Consider the following 19,522-nt stretch of genomic DNA (forward strand, 5'->3'; position numbering starts at 1 on the left):
CGGTCACTAGACGGCCTTTACCACCCCGAGGGATGGTTTGACCCCGGGTTGCTTAAAATCTCACTTTTCAAGGGATGCTTTAAGCAATTGTTCTGCTCAAGAAACGAACCAAGATAGATCGTTTTCTTTTAAACGGTATCTATAAAAAGCACCTAGCATGGTCTTATGCCTATGCTAGGTGCTTGCGTTTAAATGTAAAGTGGGAATTTTTCCGTTAAAGCAGCAACGCGTTTTCTTGCTTCTTCTAATTTTTCTTCGTCTTCGTGGTTTTTTAGTGTAAATGCAATGATGCTCGCGATTTCGTCCATTTCTTCAAGGCCGAAGCCTCGGCTTGTAACCGCTGCGGTACCGATGCGAATGCCGCTTGTAACAAACGGGCTTTCTGGATCGTACGGAATCGTATTTTTATTCACGGTAATGCCTACTTCATCGAGCACTTTTTCAGCGGCTTTTCCTGTTAATCCAAACGAACGCAAGTCGATTAATAACAAGTGGTTGTCCGTTCCGCCAGATACAAGAGTAAAGCCTTCTTTGACAAGTGCTTCAGCTAGGCGTTTTGCGTTATTGACAATATTTTGCGCATATGTTTTAAAGCTGTCTTGCAATGCTTCCCCTAGAGCAACCGCTTTTGCAGCGATGACATGCATTAACGGGCCACCTTGAATACCTGGGAAAATCGCCTTATCAATTTGTTTGGCAAATTCTTCTTTGCAAAGAATCATACCGCCGCGCGGACCACGCAACGTTTTATGCGTCGTCGTCGTGACAAAATGTGCATAAGGAACCGGGTTCGGATGAAGACCTGCCGCAACAAGACCTGCGATATGCGCCATGTCCACCATTAAATAAGCGCCCACTTCATCGGCAATTTCGCGGAAACGTTGAAAATCAATAACCCTTGGATACGCACTTGCACCAGCAACAATTAACTTCGGCTTATGTGCACGCGCTTTTTCCAAGACGTCATCATAATTAATAAGATGAGTTTCTGGGTCTACACCATATTCAACGAAGTTATATTGAATGCCGCTAAAGTTAACGGGACTGCCGTGAGTTAAATGCCCGCCATGTGATAAATTCATACCAAGCACGGTATCACCATGTTCAAGAACAGTAAAATAAACGGCCATATTCGCTTGTGCACCGGAATGCGGCTGTACGTTTGCATGCTCGGCACCAAACAATTGCTTCGCCCGTTCACGCGCTAAGTCTTCTACAACATCAACATATTCGCAGCCCCCGTAATAGCGGCGGCCCGGATATCCTTCTGCGTACTTATTTGTTAATACGGAACCTTGTGCTTCCATCACTGCACGGCTAACAAAGTTTTCCGAAGCGATCAGCTCGATTTTACTTTGTTGCCGTTTCAATTCATCTTGAATGGCTTGAAACACTTGCGGATCTTGTTGTGGCAAGTAATTCATCACTAGCTCCCCCTTTTTCGAAATATGACAGTATTCTTTTCTATTTTACCAGCTTTTTATCGGATTGTTCAAAGAAAAAATGAACAAAATCATTATGATTTACATGAATCATTCGGATTTTCCCTCGAATATACAGCTCTTGCGCCGCCGATTAATTTCGGTCTTGTTTTTGCCAATGTGACATGGGCATGTCCGACTTGCTTCAATGACGTGCGTACAGGGACGGCAACATGTTTTAAATGCATGCCGATAAACGTATCACCAATATCAATGCCCGCATCAGCTTTAATAAATTCAACAACGACCGGATCGTTCATATGATTATAAGCGTACTCTGCCATCGCTCCTCCCGCTGAACGTACGGGGACAACCGAAACGATTTCTAAATTTCTCGTCAGAGCCGTTTCTTTCTCGACGACAAGCGCGCGGTTTAAATGCTCGCAACATTGAAAGGCAAGCTGGACACCCGTTTCATCATGCCATCTCTTTAGTTCTGTAAATAACATTTCTGCGACTTCCGTTGTACCGGCTGTACCAATTTTCTCGCCGATGACTTCACTTGTGCTGCAGCCGATGACGAGAATATGCTCTGAAGAAAGAGAGACTTGTTGTTGAAACTCCGCTAAAATCGTTTGCCATTGCTGCTTCCATTGTTGTAAAGGAGAAAGCACCATCGGCATCACTCCCGTTCATAGATGTTCATTTTCATATTGTTGAATTTTATTAACACGATTAGCATGACGACCGCCTTCGAATTCGGTCGTTAGCCATACTTTAGCAATCTCTCGTGCTAAACCTGGTCCGATGACACGCTCTCCCATGGCAAGCACGTTGCTATCGTTATGCTCACGCGTGACTTTGGCGCTATACACGTCATGCACCAGCGCACAACGAATACCTTTCACTTTATTGGCGGCGATGCACATGCCAATACCTGTACCGCAAATTAAAATGCCGCGGTCGACTTCTCCGTTTGCCACTTTTTCAGCAACAGGAATCGCATAATCTGGATAATCAACGGACACACCGCATTCGCAGCCTAAATCAATATATTCAATTCCCATTTCATCCATTAATTTTTTTATTTCCTCGCGAATATTTACCCCACCATGGTCAGATGCAATGGCTACCTTCATGATTTTTTCCTCCTTCGTGATCCTTCGAAAAAAGTCGCCTTTCTTTTCATTTTAGCGATTGAAGGCGACTTTTTCATTATCTTTATCTTTTTTATTATGCACTTTATTCAGACGATCACTACTTCAAAGAAAAACATTCAATCGTGCCTTTTAATTTTTTCGCTTGTTCCGCTAGTTGTTCAGCGAGTTCGTTGACATGATGAATAGCTGCTGTTTGTTCTTGCGTCGCTGCCGTTACCTCAAGAGCTCCTGCCGATGTTTCCTCCGCAATAGCTGCGACTTCCTGTGATTGAATAGACGTTTTTTCAATATGCTTCATCTGTTCTTCCACCAAATCGACAATTTGATGTACAGCATCAGCGACTTCGTGAATGGATTTTGTCATCTCAGTGATCGCGTTGTTCGTATTGGTTCCTTTTGCGGCTTCTTCGTTCGCCGATTTCACTTGTTCGTTAATTTGTGCGACAACATGAATCACTTCTTTTTGAATGTTTTTAATTAAATCGGAAATTCCTTGAACGGCTCTTGCACTTTCATCTGCTAACTTCCGCACTTCTTCCGCCACTACCGCAAAGCCTTTTCCATGCTCACCAGCGCGCGCTGCTTCAATCGAAGCATTTAATGCTAACAAATTTGTTTGCCCGGCAATATCACCGACAAGAGAAATAATGTTCTCTACTTCTTTCGCATGTCGTTCTAAGCGGTGAACGGCGTGTAAGGAAGCCTGATTATTGTGAGCTAGATGTTGGATGCCGGTCACAAGCGAATGAATGACTTCCTTGCTTCTATGTAAGGTGTCAACCATTTCCGTCGCCAATTGCTCCGATTGTTCAGCCTTTTGCTGCACTTGATTAGCGATGCGCAACACATCGTCGACCGATTCCGCTGTTGTTTGCATCGAAACGGCAGAATCGTTTGCTCCTTTTGAAATTTCCTCAATGGTTCTTGCGATATTTTCCGATCGCTCTACAGCAATGCTTGAAGCGTTTGTAATTTCAACGACTTTTTCATTCGTATGAGAAAAGTTTTCTTCGATATTCCGAACCATCGTTCGCAAATTTCTTAACATTTCATTAAAAGCCAAGCCAAGGGAGCGAATTTCATCATCTGATTTCGCAAGCGGAACGTCTTCGTTAATTTGGCCGTTCGCTGCCTTTATCGCGGCTTCCTCTAATCGCTGTAATGGGCGTATAATAAAGCCTGCTGCCACGTAAGCGAGAACTCCTGACCAAAAAATGCCCAACAGCAACGTGATAATCGTAAACACATGTTCACTAACATAGTCGGAAACAAAATCATATAAAAAATAAATGAAAAATGCACTTGTTGAATACGTAATGACTGCTAATATGGTCGTAAACACAACTAGCTTTAACCGTAAGCTAAACCGATATCCCTTTTTCTCCCTCATCATATCGTTTCCCCCTACTCGTTTTGCTGTAACTTGTGAATCAATTGGTCAATGAGCTGTTCCAGCTCGTCTCTCGTTTGACGATAGGTTTCGACAGAACCGCCGAATGGATCAAGAATATCCTCTTCTTGTCCAGAAACAAATTCTTTTAGGGTAAACGTTTTCTCTTTAGCTTCTGGAAACCTGTCGATGACATGATGTTTATGCCCAACGGTCATCGTGAAAATGTACGTTGCCCAGTCGATATCTTCTTGTTTTAAAAACGAGGAACGGTGTGCCATCTGAACTCCTTTTTCTTCTAATACCGTTTTTGCATGACTTGACGCATCGCTTCCTTCCATCGCAAATATTCCCGCCGACTTCACATCGATGTGCGGCAGCTGCTTGCTCTTTAACAACGCTTCCGCCATAGGGCTTCGGCATGTATTCCCTGTACACACAAATAATACACGGATAGACATAAAGCCCCCCCTTGTAATCGTTGAGGATGTATATAGTACCATTATAATAATGTATATAGTACCATTATAATCGAATTACCGCTGGAAATATAGTACAAAAAGAGACAGCCGTACGGCTGTCTCTTAGAACGGAAATAATAATTTTAAACCAAAAGCCAATAATATACTGCCGCCTAACACCTCACTATATACTCCCAGCCATTGCTGAAAATGGCGACCCAGCATTAATCCTCCCCACGTCAACACTGTGCTGAAAAAACCGAACAATAAAATCGTTAGCAATGTTCGCGTCCCATAAATGCCAAGACTAAGTCCGACAGAAAAGCTATCTAAACTGACGCTCAAAGCAAAAAAAATGAGTCCAATTCCAATCGGAGAAACAAGCGGTTCATTTTCATCTTTAAAAGAGGTGACAATCATTTGTACTCCTAACAAAAGCAACAAAGCGCCGCCAATATAAGAAGCAATGCTGCCAAATTGTTGTGATAAAAAGCGGCCGACAACAATTCCTAACAGCGGCATCATAATATGAAATAATCCAATCGTTGCACCTATGTAAAAAATTTGTTTTAAACGCAACCGAAAAAAGCCCATTCCTAACCCGATAGAAAAGGCATCCATGCCTAATGCAAATGCCATCATACATAACGTAATCAGTTCGCCGATGAACATATCCATTCCGTTCCCTCCCCGGACTCGCCTTATTGCTAACATATGTATGTCCGAAAAGGTTTAGAAGGTTTATTTTTCGTGAATCACTTGATGACCCGCTGCTTTTTTCAGACGGTTCATCACCGCTGCTCCTATTCCATTAGTTGGAAATACCTCACTATAAATGATATCAACATCGGTTTCATCAAACTGTCGCAATGTGTCGTAGAGATGGCTGGCCACCGTATGTAAGTCGCTTCGTGACCCGCACGCGAGCACGACATCCGCTTCATACATATATTGACGCTCTTCGGTCGTCAGCACCCCTACCGTTTTCCCGTTTGCGCGTTGTTCATCGACGAGCTTTTGTAAGAAAAATGGCTGCCCTTCGACAAGGATGAGCGGAGATTTTGGCGCGTAGTGCGTATACTTCATCCCCGGCGATTTTGGCGTTTGTCTTTCATCCGTTAACGCATGATCCACTTCCACACAGCCAATCACCCGTTCAAGCTCTTCTTTTGTTACGCCTCCAGGGCGTAAAATCGTTGGCACTTTTGTCGTACAGTCTAACACGGTTGACTCGACACCAATCCCCGTTTCTCCCGCATCGACAATGCCGGCAATTCTCCCTTTCAAATCATCAAATACATGAGCTGCACTTGTCGGGCTTGGACGTCCTGATACGTTGGCACTCGGTGCAGCAAGCGGCAACCCGCTTTTTTCGATTAAGGCAAGGGCTACTGGATGAGCGGGCATGCGCACCGCAATCGTTGGCAACCCTGCTGTCACCTTATCGGAAATGGCATCTCCTTTCTTTTTTACAATTAACGTTAACGGTCCCGGCCAGAAATGCTCCATTAATGTATAGGCGACATCAGGAATGTCAGAAGCGATTTCTTCAAGCTGATCGCGATGAGCGATATGAACAATGAGCGGGTTATCACTCGGACGCCCCTTCGCAAAAAAGATTTTTTTCACCGCTTCCGTCTCCTTCGCATTCGCCCCTAATCCATACACCGTTTCGGTGGGAAAAGCTACCACTTCATTCGCTTGCAATAATTTGGCTGCTTGTGAAATTTGGGGATAATCATTCATCTTGTCCACAACTTTGTCCACAACCCAAATTTTTGTTTCCAATGAATTCACCTCGACTATTTCCAAACCACAATCACGAAATATATGAATTTATCAATGATTTAGTAGAAGGTTATATACAAAGTATAAGAAAGAAGGAAAATAAACACAAGCGTTATCCACAAAATGTGAATAAAATAATTATTTTAGTGGATAACTTTGTGGATACATTGTTGTTTTGTCAATAAATTTGTTTCTTTATCCACAGATTATGACGGTATCAATTTTTCTAGTATTTCCTTAAAGAAAAACTTGACCTCTACCTTTTCCTCTTTGTCTTCCTCAACGAAAGGAGAAGGTGGAGGAGTAGTTACACTTGCTTGTTTCACTTCCTGCTTCTGTTTGTCCTCACGAACCGCTTCACTATTGGAAAAGTCCAGAAAACATAGCGGTGGAAATAATACACACCACCAGTTGGCCCCTTTCCCTGCGCCGAGCGTAATTAAAATCGCTTCATACTGCCCGGCTGGATACACATAGTTTCCATAAATTTTTGTTGGAAAATTCACTTTTCCAAATTGAACACGATATGCTTGATTACTTTTTTCTTCCCGTAAAACGTTAGCGACAATGTTCTCAATATCAGGTAAATGGGATTGAATCACCTGCTTTGCTTCGTCAAACGATGTTAAATCAGCGACCCATTGGTTAATTTCTGCATTGACTGCGTCGCGGACTTTGCGTTTTAGCGCTTGATCTTCCGCTGAATCACTATTCGCTAAAATCCGCAAGCGAATCGCTTGGTCGGGGATAGCAACCGACGCATTTGCTCCAGCTTCCGTCTGCTGCCCGTAAACATTCACAAGTACCCCGATAATAAGCAATAGTATATATAAAACAATGACAATATTTCGTTTTTTCATTTGCTTGCACCGTCCTTTCACTACCTTATTGTGGACAACACAAGCAAATTTTAAACTCTATGAATCTAAAAAAACTTCCAGATTAGTTCTGGAAGTTATTGTTTTATTTCAGCATATACCATCCGATCTTTTCCATTCATATCAAAAACGACTTCAACGATCGCTGTATGAAACGTTTCTCGTAACAATTGAGCCACCGCTTCACCTTGCCCAGCGCCGACTTCAAATGCAACTAAAGCACGGGCCTTTAATACAACCGGCAGTTCCTCCATAAAGCGACGGTAAAAATGAAGGCCGTCTTTGCCACCCACAAGTGCCCGAAGCGGTTCATGGTTTTTCACAACTGGGGAAAGAAAGGCAATGTCACTTTCGGGAATATACGGTGGATTGGAAACGACGACATCCACTTTACGTCCTGCCTGAATAAAAGGTTGTAATAAATCTCCGCAGATAAACTCGACTTCTGCACTGAAGCGACGGGCATTCTCTTTAGCTACTTGTAACGATTCGAGCGAAATATCGATTGTACTGACGCGCAATGCTGGATTTTCAAGAGCTAGCGTAATCGCAATCGCGCCGCTTCCCGTTCCAACATCCACGAGATCGATCGTCTCTCTCTCAGGAAACAACCTTTGAATTCTTGTTAAAACTCCTTCGACTAATTCCTCCGTTTCTGGTCGTGGAATGAGGACCTCTTGATTTACGAGAAAGGAGCGGCCGTAAAACTCTTCAAAACCGATTACATATTGCACAGGCACATGTTCATATACATGTCTTTTGAGATCATCGATGAACGCTTGTTTGACACGATCATCGATTTCGTCCCGCAGCCGTGCAAACAATTGCGCCCGCGTTACTTGCAAATGATGTCGCAATAACAATTCAGCGACACGTTCTTCCTTCCCATGTTCTTTTAAAAAAGAAGAAGCCCAATTTAGGACTTCGTAAATTCGATTATGATTCATTGTTTGCTTGCTCCAATTTTTTTGATTGATCGTCTAAAATGAGCGCATCGATGATTTCATCAAGCTTGCCTTCTAATACTTGGTCGAGCTTTTGAATCGTTAATCCAATGCGATGATCGGTCACGCGGTTTTGTGGAAAATTGTACGTGCGAATGCGCTCCGAACGGTCACCTGTTCCGACCGCTTGCTTGCGCGTCTGATCATATTCAGCGCGCGCTTCTTGTTGGTATTTATCGTAAATACGAGCGCGCAAGACTTTCATCGCCTTTTCTTTATTTTTAATTTGTGATTTTTCGTCTTGGCAAGAAACGACAATGCCCGTTGGAATGTGCGTTAACCGTACGGCTGACATCGTCGTGTTTACGCTTTGCCCGCCCGGTCCGCTTGAAGCGAACGTATCAACACGAATATCTTTTTCGTTAATTTCGACTTCGATTTCTTCCATTTCCGGCAAGCAAGCGACGGTCGCTGTCGATGTATGAATGCGCCCGCCAGATTCTGTTTCCGGAACACGTTGAACGCGGTGCGCTCCATTTTCGAATTTTAACTTTGAGTACGCACCTTTACCGTTAATCATAAAAATAATTTCTTTGTAGCCACCTAAGCCGGTCGGGCTTGCTTCAATCACTTCTGTCTTCCATCCTTGTGACTCCGCGTAACGCGTATACATTCGATATAAATCGCCCGCAAATAAAGCAGCTTCCTCGCCGCCAGCCGCTCCGCGAATTTCCATAATAACGTTTTTATCATCATTCGGGTCTTTCGGAAGAAGAAGAACTTTTAATTTATTGACAAGCTCCTCTTCTCGGCTTTCAAGCTCGCCAATTTCTTCCTTCACCATTTCCCGCATTTCAGGGTCAAGTTTTTCTTCCAGCATCGCTTTTGCATCAGCTAGCTGCTGGTGAACCGATTTGTATTCTCGATAGGTTTGCACTGTTTCTTCTAAATCGGACTGCTCTTTTGAGTAGTCGCGCAATTTTTTCGGGTCGTTAATGACTTCTGGGTCCATGAGTAATTGATTTAGTTTTTCATAACGTTCTTCTACTGCTTGAAGACGTTCAAACACGTTATTCACCTCTGCCTTTGTCCATACACAGTCTAATTTATAATTATACTATAGTTTTGCCAAACGGCAAAGTATCAGAAAAATAATCCTCCTATTAGGAGAAATGTATTTAGCAGTAGAATATATTGTTTCGATTCAAGAGCAAGAGGAGAAAGATTTCCACACCATTTTAATGCCAAGAAAAAATTGCACAACTACTGTTATAAGATCATTTAGGGAAGTTAAACCTTTCACATAAGACGTGCCAATTTTATGAGGAAAATGCCGATTATTTGTACAAATTTAACAAAATTTTGGCACAAAAAATGAAATAGATACGTATTTTACTTTATTTTAGGTTTGGCACACTTTTTGCATTATTGTTTTGTGAAACCAATGAAACGAATTTGAAAGGGGATTGGGAGAATGAAAGCAGCTGTTGTCAATGACTTTAAACAAAAACTTGAGATTAAAGAAGTAGAGAAACCAAAACTAGAGTATGGAGAGGTGCTTGTAAAAATTGAAGCTTGTGGCGTCTGCCATACCGACTTGCATGCCGCGCATGGGGATTGGCCCGTAAAGCCGAAACTTCCGTTGATTCCTGGACATGAAGGGGTAGGAATTGTTGTGGAAGTGGCCGAAGGAGTCAAATCGATAAAAGTAGGAGATCGTGTTGGCATCCCTTGGCTATATTCTGCTTGTGGTGAATGTGAATATTGCTTAAGCGGACAAGAAACACTTTGTCCACATCAATTAAATGGGGGGTATTCCGTAGACGGCGGATATGCTGAATATTGTAAAGCACCAGCTGACTATGTTGCTAGAATTCCAGAAAATTTAGATCCTGTTGAAGTCGCACCTATTCTTTGTGCAGGGGTGACAACATACAAAGCATTAAAAGTTTCGAATGCAAAACCTGGCGAATGGGTAGCTATTTACGGGATTGGCGGTTTAGGACACATAGCGCTTCAATACGCCAAAGCAATGGGGTTGAATGTGGTTGCTGTTGATATAAGTGATGAAAAAATGGAGCTTGCCAGAAAATTAGGCGCTGACATTACGATTAATGGGTTGAAAGAAGATCCGGTAGAAACAATCCAGGAAAAAGTAGGCGGCGTACAAGCAGCGATTAGCGTCGCGGTAACAAGAAAGGCATTTGAACAAGCTTATCAATCAGTAAAACGTGGCGGAACCTTAGTTGTTGTCGGTTTGCCAAATGCTGATTTACCGATTCCGATTTTTAACACAGTCTTAAACGGAGTGACTGTAAAAGGTTCCATCGTAGGTACGAGAAAAGATATGCAAGAAGCTTTAGACTTCGCTGCAAGGGGGAAAGTCCGTCCAATTGTGGAAACGGCTCCATTAGATTCTATTAATGAAGTATTCGAAAAAATGGAAAAGGGGCAAATCAATGGACGGATTGTATTGACAATGAAATAAACAAAATCATTCATTTCACTTTGCAATAAATAGAGAGCGCTTTCATCATCTGCTCCTGTTATTAAAAGCGAAAAATATACTATATTTCCACAAATGAAGGATTGCCACCTCAAATATTTGATAAAATTGAAACTAACCAACAAGAAGGGACTGAATCCCAAAAGTGATTTATACTTTTGGGTCAGCCCCTTTTTCTTTTAATAAATATCTAAGTTTACGGACAGTGATATTTAACCGTTCCGACGCTTCTTTCCTATTCCCTACTGTTTCCTTTAAAGTTTTCATTACAAAAGATCTTCCTATTTGTTTCTCTAAATCTTTGACTAATGACAGCACACGTTCGAGGTCGACTTTCTTGTTCTCTTTCCATAATGAAAGAATATAGCTTGTCCATTCGTTCAGATAACGTTCTAAATCTATGTCATCTCTAGTATTTTTACCAATGGAAAATAATTTCTGTGACGGCAAGGTTCTTTCCGTTTTCAATTTTTCAGGCAAGAAATCAGGAGTGATGATTGTCGTTTCCCCTTCTGCCAATGTCACTGCCCGCTTCACCACATTAAAAAGCTCCCGCACATTTCCCGGCCAATGATATTGTTTCATTTGTAAAATAGTGTCATCCGAAAAAGATAGATGCGAATTCAATTTTTTCAAGAAGTATTCTATAAAAAGCGGCAGATCCTCTATTCGTTCTCTGAGAGGAGGAATCGTTAATTTCACCACGTCTAACCGATACAATAGGTCTTCCCTGAATGTTTTTTCAGCTACCGCTTGGGCAAGGTTGACATGAGAAGCAGCAATGATCCGTGTATTTGTTCTCCGGATCGTCTCGCCTCCTACCCGAATATACTCCCCTGTTTCCAACACCCTCAGCAATTTTACTTGAATAGCAAGAGAGGCTTCGCCAATTTCATCCAAAAACAGTGTCCCTCTGTTGGCTATTTCAAAAATTCCTTTTTTTTCTTTCACAGCCCCTGTAAACGCACCTTTCTCATGGCCAAACAGCTCGCTTTCCAAAAGGGTTTCAGACACTGCACCGCAATTGATTCCGATAAAAGGCTGATCGTAACGCATGCTCGCATGATGGATAAAATGCGCCAACACTTCTTTTCCTGTCCCTGTCTCCCCTTCAATTAGCACATTGACATTTTTTTTCGCAATTTTGTAGGCTAGTTTAATTAAATCATTCATCTCTTTGTTTTTTCCCACAATAAAACCAAGTGTTTCAGCCAGCTTATACATATCATTTTGGGATGATGTTGAACTGTTGTCTAATAACCCTTCTATTAATCTTTCTAATTCATCAATATCGTCAAATGGTTTTTCGATATAATCGCTTGCGCCATATTTAATGGCCTCCACTGCTGTTTTCACCGTGCTATAGCCAGTCATAATAATCGCTTTACAAGATGGCAAGGCTGTTTTTAGTTGTTTTAATAGATCTAAACCATTTGTATCTGGTAATTTTACATCAATCAATGCCAGATCGAATGAGTGTTCTTTGATTAATTTGGCAAAATCTTTTCCATTAAATCCGAGTTTTACGTGATAACCCTTCCCTTCTAATAAATGCAGAAAAAAATTGCCTACTTCCCGTTCATCATCAATCACTAAAATATTTTCCATGATTTCCCCCATCCCCATTTACAGTTATTGCTTTGCCGGAAGTTTTAATATAAACTGGCTTCCCTTTCCAAGTTCGCTCATCACTTCAATCGTCCCACCGTGAGCTTCCGCTATTCCCAAACTTACCGATAATCCAAGTCCAGTCCCCTTTCCTGGCCTCTTTGTTGTAAAAAACGGGTTGAAAATTTCTTGTAAATGTTGGGGGCTTATCCCTTTTCCGTTATCTTTGACAGAAAGAAGAACCCAATGTTTTTCATTTTCTAGGATTGATCTTGTTTCAATCGTTATAACTTTGTTTGGAATATTAGTATCTTCGAGTGCATCTTTTGCATTGATTAAAAGATTTAAAATGATTTGTCCAATTTGTTGAACATTCCCTTCAATGAATTCAATTGAATCATCTAATTTTTTTTGAATCATAATGTTCTGTTTTTTGATTTGGTCTCCTATTAATCCCAACACTTGTTCAACAGCCTCATTTACAGAACAATCCTCAAACATATATTCATCTTGCCGTGAGAAGGTCAATAAATTTTGAATGATGGTTTTGCATCGCTTCCCGCACGAATGGATATCTGACAGAAGCTTATACGAGCGGTCATCTTTTGGAACAGATCTTAACAATAGTTGAGCATTTCCGAGAATAGCAGTTAACGGATTATTCAATTCATGGGCAATTCCCGCTGCCATCTCGCCAATTGCAGCCAGTTTCCCGGATTGCAATAATTGAGCTTCAATCCTGCATTTCTCTGTGATGTCATTGATATAAATAATTGCAGCATACATGTTTTGACTCTCATTAAACACAGGATATGAATGAAGTTCACACACCCTTTGTTGGATGTGAATCTGCCGATGAACAGGTTTTTTGGTTTGAAGATTTTCTATTATGGGACTTTCATTGATGTCCATTGATAACAGTTGATGAACGTTTTCCCTAGCATTTTTCTGCAAATCGAATTGAAAGAATTCTTTCGCCGCATCATTATAGCGTAAAATATTTCCTTGCAGATCAACAACCAATATCATTTCGGAAACGGCCCGAAAAGTCTCCTCCCACTCTTTTTTACTTGTGAGCACCTCATTGTAAAGCCTAGCATTTTCAATACAAACAGCCAATTGATCGCAAAGTTGCTGGAAAAAGGAAAGATCGGCCTCATCATATTGAATGACCTCTTTGCTGCCTATACTTAACACCCCGATGGCTTTTCCCTTGCTAATGAGAGGGATTAACAACACGCTTTGAATTCCCAATACTTCATACACTTTATTTTCAATATAAGAATCTTTTTTTGCCTGTACCTGATAGAAAACCTTTTCGAGTGATTGAACTACCTTCCAATAAAGAGAACGTTCTTTGGACAGAACAAAGCCGATTGGAAAATATAACGAATGAGCCGGATAAACATTGGTTAAAATCAATTTTTCATTTTCATATAAAGATAAGCTGATCCTTTCTAGCGGGAAAATTTCTTTTAATTTATCAAAAATATTTTTTAACATGTCGTCCATTGACATATCGATGTTAAAACTTTTGGTTACATCATTTATAATTTCCAACTGCATATTTTTCTTTTTTAGTTCAACAACCATCTTTTTTAATTCTGTATAATAACTTTTTTTGGAAGATTGAACTCCCGTTAGAAGATTAATCATTTTTTGCCGTTCTTTAATCCCCATCATTACCATGCCTTTCTGAATATTTCTTCAATATCTTCAACCGTTATGTCCCGAGGATTTGTAATCATGCAGGCATCGTGTAAGGCAATCAGGCTCATCTTTCGTATTTCCTCTTTCTCCAAACCAATATCGGACAATCGCTGTGGAGCTCCAATATCCATTGTTAAATTCTTTACGTATTCAATTGCTTTTTTTCCTGCCTCCATGTAAGACATGCCACGAATATCAATACCAAGGAAAAGAGCAATATCGGCAAATTTTTTGGGACTTGCCAGAAGATTATATTCCATTACATATGGAAGCAATATGGAATTCACGTCGCCGTGAAGGATTGGATACTTCCCCCCTACTGCATGTGACATGGCATGTACAGCTCCCAAAATGGCATTGGAAAAAGCAAGGCCGGCTTGCAAACTTGCCATCGCCATATTTGTCTTAGCTTCCTTATTTATTTTTGACGCTACAGAAGGACGTAAATGTTCCGCTACCAAAGAAATGGCATTTTTTGCTTGAACATCGGTTAACGGAGTCGCAGCCAAACTTACATACGCTTCAATTCCATGCGTTAAAACATCTAATCCTGTTGAGGCAGTTAAATGCGCACTTTTTGTTGACAATGTTTCCGGATCTACAATCGCAATATCAGGAATAAGCGATTTTGAAATAATGGTCATCTTTTTTTGTCCTACCGTATCTACAATTACTGAAAATTGCGACACTTCTGAGCCAGACCCGGCTGTTGTTGGAATCATTACTTGCGGGGGAAGGGGATTTTTAATTTTATCAATTCCTTCATAGTCATGAATTCTCCCGCCATTCGTTACAAGAATAGCAATCGCTTTTGCCACATCGATAGGGCTTCCCCCGCCAATTCCAATAATCGAATCACATTCATTTTGGATATACATCTCACATCCCTTTTCCACTTCTCTATCTTTTGGGTTAATGGTTACATCATAAAATGTCGTATATTTTAAACCAACTTGTTTGCAGCTTTTAATGACGACATCTAGCCATCCAGCTTCAATGACACCAGGATCACTTACAATGAATACGTTTGTAGCCCCAAGTCTAAGACAGCTTTCCCCAACTTGGTGAATAGCTCCATTGCCAAAAATGATCTCCGGCATAACAAATTTATGGATATTCATGTTTCCCTCCAACAGAAGTCGTATCGTAACATTTCAAGCGCTTCACTGCTTCAAGTCTGTAGAAAAATCAAGAATCAACAGATATGTTAAATGTAAAAACAAAGATAGATCGTTATAATGTCCAAAATATATTCACGTTGATATCTTTATTCCATAGACAAATTGAAAATTCCTTTTTACACAAACAGACAAAGACAAAAACAAAGCAATTCGTATAATAACTGAATAAAATGGCTTCTAGGCCCTTTCTGTAAACATGGTTCTTTCCTTCCGTATGGATTTGACAGCTATTTTTTGTTTAAAAACATTTTACTCATAAATAAAAAGCACCCTATAAAAAGGGCGCACGTATTACTTTATATTGACATGAATATCATAAGTAGGGATCGCTTTTGTGAGCAGTTCATATAGTCGGGTTCGATCTTTTTCTCTTTGTCGTGTTGAAACAGAGTCAGGAGCTTGAACACTCACCCACATATCATTGCCATTTATCCAAACAGAACTGGGCTCATAATTTGTATATTTTTCAATTACCTGAACCGCTTTACGAACATCCGCTTGATTATTTTCGCTGCCTTCCGTTAAGCTGATAAAATTTGGGTTTTGATTCGTTTTCTCCGGATCATCAAAATTGTTATATAAGTAACGATCGTAATCTTTTTGCGCTCGATCATGTGTAATGAGTCTTGTTCCATTTTTATCTTCGCTTTGCTGGTGATATTGTGAGTCATTTGGGTTCATCGTACAGGCCGAAAGTAAAATTCCTAAAAGTAACAGCAGTAAGCTTTTCATTACTTGTCGCCTCCCTGCTGTTAGCTTTTCCAGTAATTTAAAAAATATAGATGGAAGGATTCGCCGCTTATCGTGTCAGATGATTATTCACATTGCGATGTATACGCCCGGTCGGTTTATCAGGCACTTCGTGATGGTGACGGCAACGCGGTTCATACGATTCGCTCGCTCCCACTAAAATCACAGGATCATGGTAAGAAGCAGGAGAGCCGTTAATTAATCGCTGTGTGCGGCTTGCTGGAGAACCACATACTGTACAAACTGCTTGCAGCTTCGTAACCGATTCTGCAAGCGCCATTAATGTCGGTACAGGCCCAAACGGTTCACCGCGAAAATCTTGATCCAACCCAGCTACAATGACACGATATCCTCGATCCGCTAACGTTTGGACCACTTCAACAATCTCCTCTGTAAAGAACTGGACTTCGTCAATGGCGATGACATCAGTTTTTTCAGAAATGTGTTCGAAAATTTCACTAGCTGACGCAACAGGGATGGCGATAATCGATGTGCCATTATGCGATACAACGGCTTCTTCGCTATAGCGGTTATCGATCTCTGGCTTAAAGACCTTTACCTCTTGCTTAGCAAACGTAGCGCGACGAACACGACGAATTAACTCTTCCGATTTTCCTGAAAACATGCTGCCACAAATGACTTCGAGCCAGCCTGATTGTTTCATTACATACATAAAACGGCCTCTCCCTTCGTTCTCTTCTATCCCATGTATGTACCTTTGTCATTATTGTTTCATTCATGTTCATGAAAAAAACAGGCAAGTGATCAGACGCCTGCCTGTTTTTCGTGTTTATCAACGGACGTAATTGTAAGCGTACGCGCGAATGAATCGCATCGGCTCCGCTTTTCTTATTTAAGGCCGTATTTTTTGTTGAATTTATCGATACGTCCTGCAGCAGAAGCGAATTTTTGACGTCCTGTATAGAATGGATGGCATTCAGAGCAAATCTCTACGCGCACTTCATCTTTCACAGAACCGCTTTCGAATTCGTTTCCGCAAGCGCATTTTACGATGACTTTTTTGTACTCTGGATGAATTCCTGCTTTCATTATCTTTCATCTCCTTCCGCCCTGAATCATTTCGAAACAGAGTTTATATATGAGTTGTGAGTCATTTCTCACCGTTTGTCAAAACACACATGACAAAATTATACCAAGGGCTGAGGTGTTTTGCAACTGCTTATTCTTTCCGTTTTTCCCCTTTTTACGAAAGTCGTTTTGCCCCTAGTGAATTCACTTCTTTCCATTCTTCATCAAGCAGCTCAAAAAATTCTGCGTTCGTTTTCGTTTGACGAAGTTTATTTAAAAAGCGTTCAACAAAATCAGGCGTATCGGACATCGTTTTTCGAATCGCCCATAGCTTTTCAAGATGTTCTTTCGGAATAAGTAATTCCTCTTTACGCGTACCAGAACGACGGATGTCGATCGCAGGGAAAATGCGGCGTTCCGCTAATGAACGGTCAAGATGCAGCTCCATGTTGCCCGTTCCTTTAAATTCCTCATAAATGACATCATCCATGCGCGATCCTGTATCGACAAGTGCCGTTGCCAAAATGGTTAAGCTGCCACCTTCTTCGATGTTGCGCGCAGCTCCGAAAAATCGCTTCGGACGATGGAATGCAGCTGGGTCAATCCCCCCGGAAAGCGTGCGACCACTTGGCGGAATGACTAAGTTATAAGCGCGCGCAAGACGGGTAATGCTGTCCATTAAAATAACAACATCGCGCTTATGTTCAACAAGGCGCATCGCTCTCTCTAATACAAGCTCTGCCACTTTAATATGATTTTCTGGAACTTCATCGAACGTGGAGCTCACCACATCACCGGCAACGGAACGTTCGATGTCGGTCACTTCCTCAGGACGCTCGTCAATAAGAAGAACAATCAATTCCACTTCAGGATGGTTGGTTGTAATACTATTAGCAATTTCTTTTAATAACATCGTTTTCCCTGCTTTTGGTGGTGCAACAATTAACCCGCGCTGACCGAAGCCGACAGGAGCAATTAAATCGATAATTCTTGTCGATAGCTTGTCAGGCGTTGTTTCTAATTTCATTTGACGATTTGGGTACAGCGGCGTAAGTGCTGGGAAATGAACGCGCTCTTTTGCAATTTCTGGATCTTCTCCATTAACAGCTTCGACATGAAGCAATCCAAAATAACGTTCATTTTCTTTTGGGGGGCGTACTTTTCCGGACACTTTATCGCCATTCCGCAAATCAAAACGACGAATCTGTGACGCAGAAATATAAATGTCTTCAGAACTTGGTGAATAGTTGATTGGGCGTAAAAATCCAAATCCTTCCGATTGAATGATTTCGAGAACGCCTTCCATGAAAAATAATCCATCTTGTTCTGCTCGCGCTTTTAAAATTGCAAAAATAAGCTCTTTTTTTGTTAGTTTACTGTAATAAGAAATTTTATATTGGCGAGCTAGTTCATACAGCTCTTTCAGTTTCATATTTTCTAATACTGAAATTGTTAAGTCCATTTCAACACCACGCTTTTACAATTTTTCATTTCCTCTCCCATGTACGCTTCGAATTGAGTAATGAAATGAATATGGATGGGATGAAAAGAAGATGATGAAGGTTTAAAAAAAGAAGCAGAATAGCAGAGCTTATTTTTATGCACACGCAGCATGACTATTTTACCCTTTTTTCTATTTTTTAATCAATATTTTTTTCATTCATGTAAAAAAATGAGCGAGAGCGATGTTCCGAGATCTCGCGCCTCGCTAATGAGTCCTTTATTTAATAACTAAATTTGGCTTTTTCTTTAAGCTATGGCGTCCATCAATAAAGCGGACCGTTCCAGATTTTGCTCGCATGACGACGGAATGGGTTTCTCCGTAAGAGCCTTTAAACTGGACTCCGCGTAATAATTCCCCGTCTGTTACTCCCGTCGCAGCAAAAATCGCATCATCCCCTTTTACCAAGTCTTCCATACGTAGTATTTTATTGACATCAATCCCCATTTTTTTGCATCGTTCAAGCTCTGCATCGTTTTGCGGAAGCAGCTTCCCTTGAATTTCACCGCCTAGACATTTAAGGGCAACGGCTGCTAAAACTCCTTCTGGCGCCCCACCAGAACCGAATAAAATATCCACGCCTGTATGGTCAAACGCCGTATTAATGGCTGCGGCGACATCACCGTCATTGATGAGCTTAATGCGCGCGCCGGCTTCACGTAATTCCGCAATAATCCGCTCATGACGCGGACGGTTTAACACAATCGCCACAACGTCTTCAATATCTTTATTTTTCGCTTTGGCAACCGCTTTCAAGTTGTCAATAATCGGGGCGTTAATATCAATCATGCCCACCGCTTCTGGGCCAACGGCTATTTTATCCATGTACATATCGGGAGCATGAAGCAGATTGCCATGATCCGCTACAGCAACAACCGCTAAGGCGTTCCATCCGCCGGAAGCGACAATATTGGTGCCTTCCAGCGGATCAACGGCTACATCCACGCGCGGCCCATAACCGTTACCGAGTTTTTCACCAATATATAACATTGGCGCTTCATCCATTTCGCCTTCGCCAATGACAACTGTTCCTTTCATTGGAATCGTATCAAATACATCGCGCATCGCCGATGTGGCGGCTTCGTCCGCCTCGTTCTTTTTGCCGCGTCCCATCCAACGGGCCGCGGCAAGGGCGGCCGCTTCTGTCACACGAACAAGCTCCATTGATAAGCTTCTTTCCATCGTAATTTCTCCC

The 19,522-nt window shown here is 41.5% G+C and carries 19 protein-coding genes; 1 reads left to right on the forward strand and 18 read right to left on the reverse strand.

Annotation, left to right across the window (positions count from 1 at the left end; translation table 11 throughout):
• Positions 1–188 precede the first annotated feature (188 nt).
• From glyA to prfA, 10 genes are all read right to left on the reverse strand, one after another.
• Complete coding sequence (gene glyA, locus ISX45_RS14935) at positions 189–1,424, reverse strand: serine hydroxymethyltransferase (protein ID WP_181555384.1); 1,236 nt, start codon at positions 1,422–1,424, stop codon at positions 189–191.
• A 92-nt stretch (positions 1,425–1,516) separates the two neighbouring features.
• Positions 1,517–2,098, reverse strand: a complete 582-nt coding sequence (locus ISX45_RS14940; protein WP_407649650.1) for a TIGR01440 family protein — start codon at positions 2,096–2,098, stop codon at positions 1,517–1,519.
• Between the two features lie 15 nt (positions 2,099–2,113).
• The gene (gene rpiB, locus ISX45_RS14945) at positions 2,114–2,560 is read right to left on the reverse strand and encodes a ribose 5-phosphate isomerase B (protein WP_181555383.1); all 447 of its coding nucleotides are present in this window, start codon (positions 2,558–2,560) and stop codon (positions 2,114–2,116) included.
• Between the two features lie 118 nt (positions 2,561–2,678).
• The gene (locus ISX45_RS14950) at positions 2,679–3,974 is read right to left on the reverse strand and encodes a methyl-accepting chemotaxis protein (RefSeq protein ID WP_181555382.1); all 1,296 of its coding nucleotides are present in this window, start codon (positions 3,972–3,974) and stop codon (positions 2,679–2,681) included.
• Between the two features lie 11 nt (positions 3,975–3,985).
• Complete coding sequence (locus ISX45_RS14955; protein WP_194519337.1) at positions 3,986–4,432, reverse strand: low molecular weight protein arginine phosphatase; 447 nt, start codon at positions 4,430–4,432, stop codon at positions 3,986–3,988.
• Positions 4,433–4,555: 123 nt separating this feature from the next.
• On the reverse strand, positions 4,556–5,110 hold the full coding sequence (locus ISX45_RS14960; protein ID WP_181555380.1) for a manganese efflux pump MntP: 555 nt from the start codon (positions 5,108–5,110) through the stop codon (positions 4,556–4,558).
• A 63-nt stretch (positions 5,111–5,173) separates the two neighbouring features.
• Positions 5,174–6,178 carry an L-threonylcarbamoyladenylate synthase gene (locus ISX45_RS14965; protein WP_194520727.1) on the reverse strand — a complete coding sequence of 335 codons (1,005 nt, stop codon included), beginning with the start codon at positions 6,176–6,178 and terminating at the stop codon, positions 5,174–5,176.
• A gap of 248 nt (positions 6,179–6,426) precedes the next feature.
• A complete protein-coding gene (spoIIR, locus tag ISX45_RS14970; RefSeq protein ID WP_194519338.1) occupies positions 6,427–7,080 on the reverse strand; it encodes a stage II sporulation protein R in 654 nt (217 codons plus the stop codon).
• Between the two features lie 95 nt (positions 7,081–7,175).
• The gene (gene prmC / locus ISX45_RS14975; protein ID WP_181555378.1) at positions 7,176–8,045 is read right to left on the reverse strand and encodes a peptide chain release factor N(5)-glutamine methyltransferase; all 870 of its coding nucleotides are present in this window, start codon (positions 8,043–8,045) and stop codon (positions 7,176–7,178) included.
• On the reverse strand, positions 8,035–9,111 hold the full coding sequence (gene prfA, locus ISX45_RS14980; RefSeq protein WP_181555377.1) for a peptide chain release factor 1: 1,077 nt from the start codon (positions 9,109–9,111) through the stop codon (positions 8,035–8,037). The genes prmC and prfA overlap by 11 nt, the downstream gene beginning before the upstream one ends.
• 405 nt (positions 9,112–9,516) lie before the next feature.
• Between prfA and adhP the strand changes: the two genes are divergently transcribed.
• Positions 9,517–10,530, forward strand: a complete 1,014-nt coding sequence (gene adhP / locus ISX45_RS14985; protein WP_181555376.1) for an alcohol dehydrogenase AdhP — start codon at positions 9,517–9,519, stop codon at positions 10,528–10,530.
• Positions 10,531–10,698: 168 nt separating this feature from the next.
• Here the strand turns inward: adhP and ISX45_RS14990 are convergent, their stop codons facing one another.
• The 8 genes from ISX45_RS14990 to glpX all read right to left on the reverse strand — a co-directional run bounded on the left by ISX45_RS14990 (position 10,699) and on the right by glpX (position 19,509).
• Positions 10,699–12,156, reverse strand: coding sequence for a sigma-54-dependent transcriptional regulator (locus ISX45_RS14990; protein ID WP_181555375.1), 1,458 nt, complete (start codon positions 12,154–12,156; stop codon positions 10,699–10,701).
• Between the two features lie 24 nt (positions 12,157–12,180).
• Positions 12,181–13,839, reverse strand: coding sequence for a sensor histidine kinase (locus ISX45_RS14995; protein ID WP_407649651.1), 1,659 nt, complete (start codon positions 13,837–13,839; stop codon positions 12,181–12,183).
• A complete protein-coding gene (locus tag ISX45_RS15000; protein ID WP_194519339.1) occupies positions 13,839–14,987 on the reverse strand; it encodes an iron-containing alcohol dehydrogenase in 1,149 nt (382 codons plus the stop codon). The genes ISX45_RS14995 and ISX45_RS15000 overlap by 1 nt, the downstream gene beginning before the upstream one ends.
• 351 nt (positions 14,988–15,338) lie before the next feature.
• Entirely contained in the window at positions 15,339–15,779 is a 441-nt protein-coding gene (locus ISX45_RS15005; RefSeq protein WP_181555373.1) for a hypothetical protein, read from the reverse strand.
• A 67-nt stretch (positions 15,780–15,846) separates the two neighbouring features.
• Positions 15,847–16,470, reverse strand: coding sequence for a thymidine kinase (locus ISX45_RS15010; RefSeq protein WP_181555372.1), 624 nt, complete (start codon positions 16,468–16,470; stop codon positions 15,847–15,849).
• 176 nt (positions 16,471–16,646) lie between these two features.
• A complete protein-coding gene (gene rpmE, locus ISX45_RS15015; protein WP_181555371.1) occupies positions 16,647–16,847 on the reverse strand; it encodes a 50S ribosomal protein L31 in 201 nt (66 codons plus the stop codon).
• A 154-nt stretch (positions 16,848–17,001) separates the two neighbouring features.
• Positions 17,002–18,288 (reverse strand): transcription termination factor Rho, encoded by a 1,287-nt coding sequence (rho, locus tag ISX45_RS15020; RefSeq protein WP_181555370.1) that lies wholly within the window; start codon positions 18,286–18,288, stop codon positions 17,002–17,004.
• Between the two features lie 258 nt (positions 18,289–18,546).
• Positions 18,547–19,509: a class II fructose-bisphosphatase gene (glpX, locus tag ISX45_RS15025; RefSeq protein ID WP_181555369.1), complete on the reverse strand. Its 963-nt coding sequence runs from the start codon at positions 19,507–19,509 to the stop codon at positions 18,547–18,549.
• Positions 19,510–19,522 lie beyond the last annotated feature (13 nt).

Source organism: Thermaerobacillus caldiproteolyticus (assembly GCF_015326725.1).
Lineage (GTDB): Bacteria > Bacillota > Bacilli > Bacillales > Anoxybacillaceae > Thermaerobacillus > Thermaerobacillus caldiproteolyticus.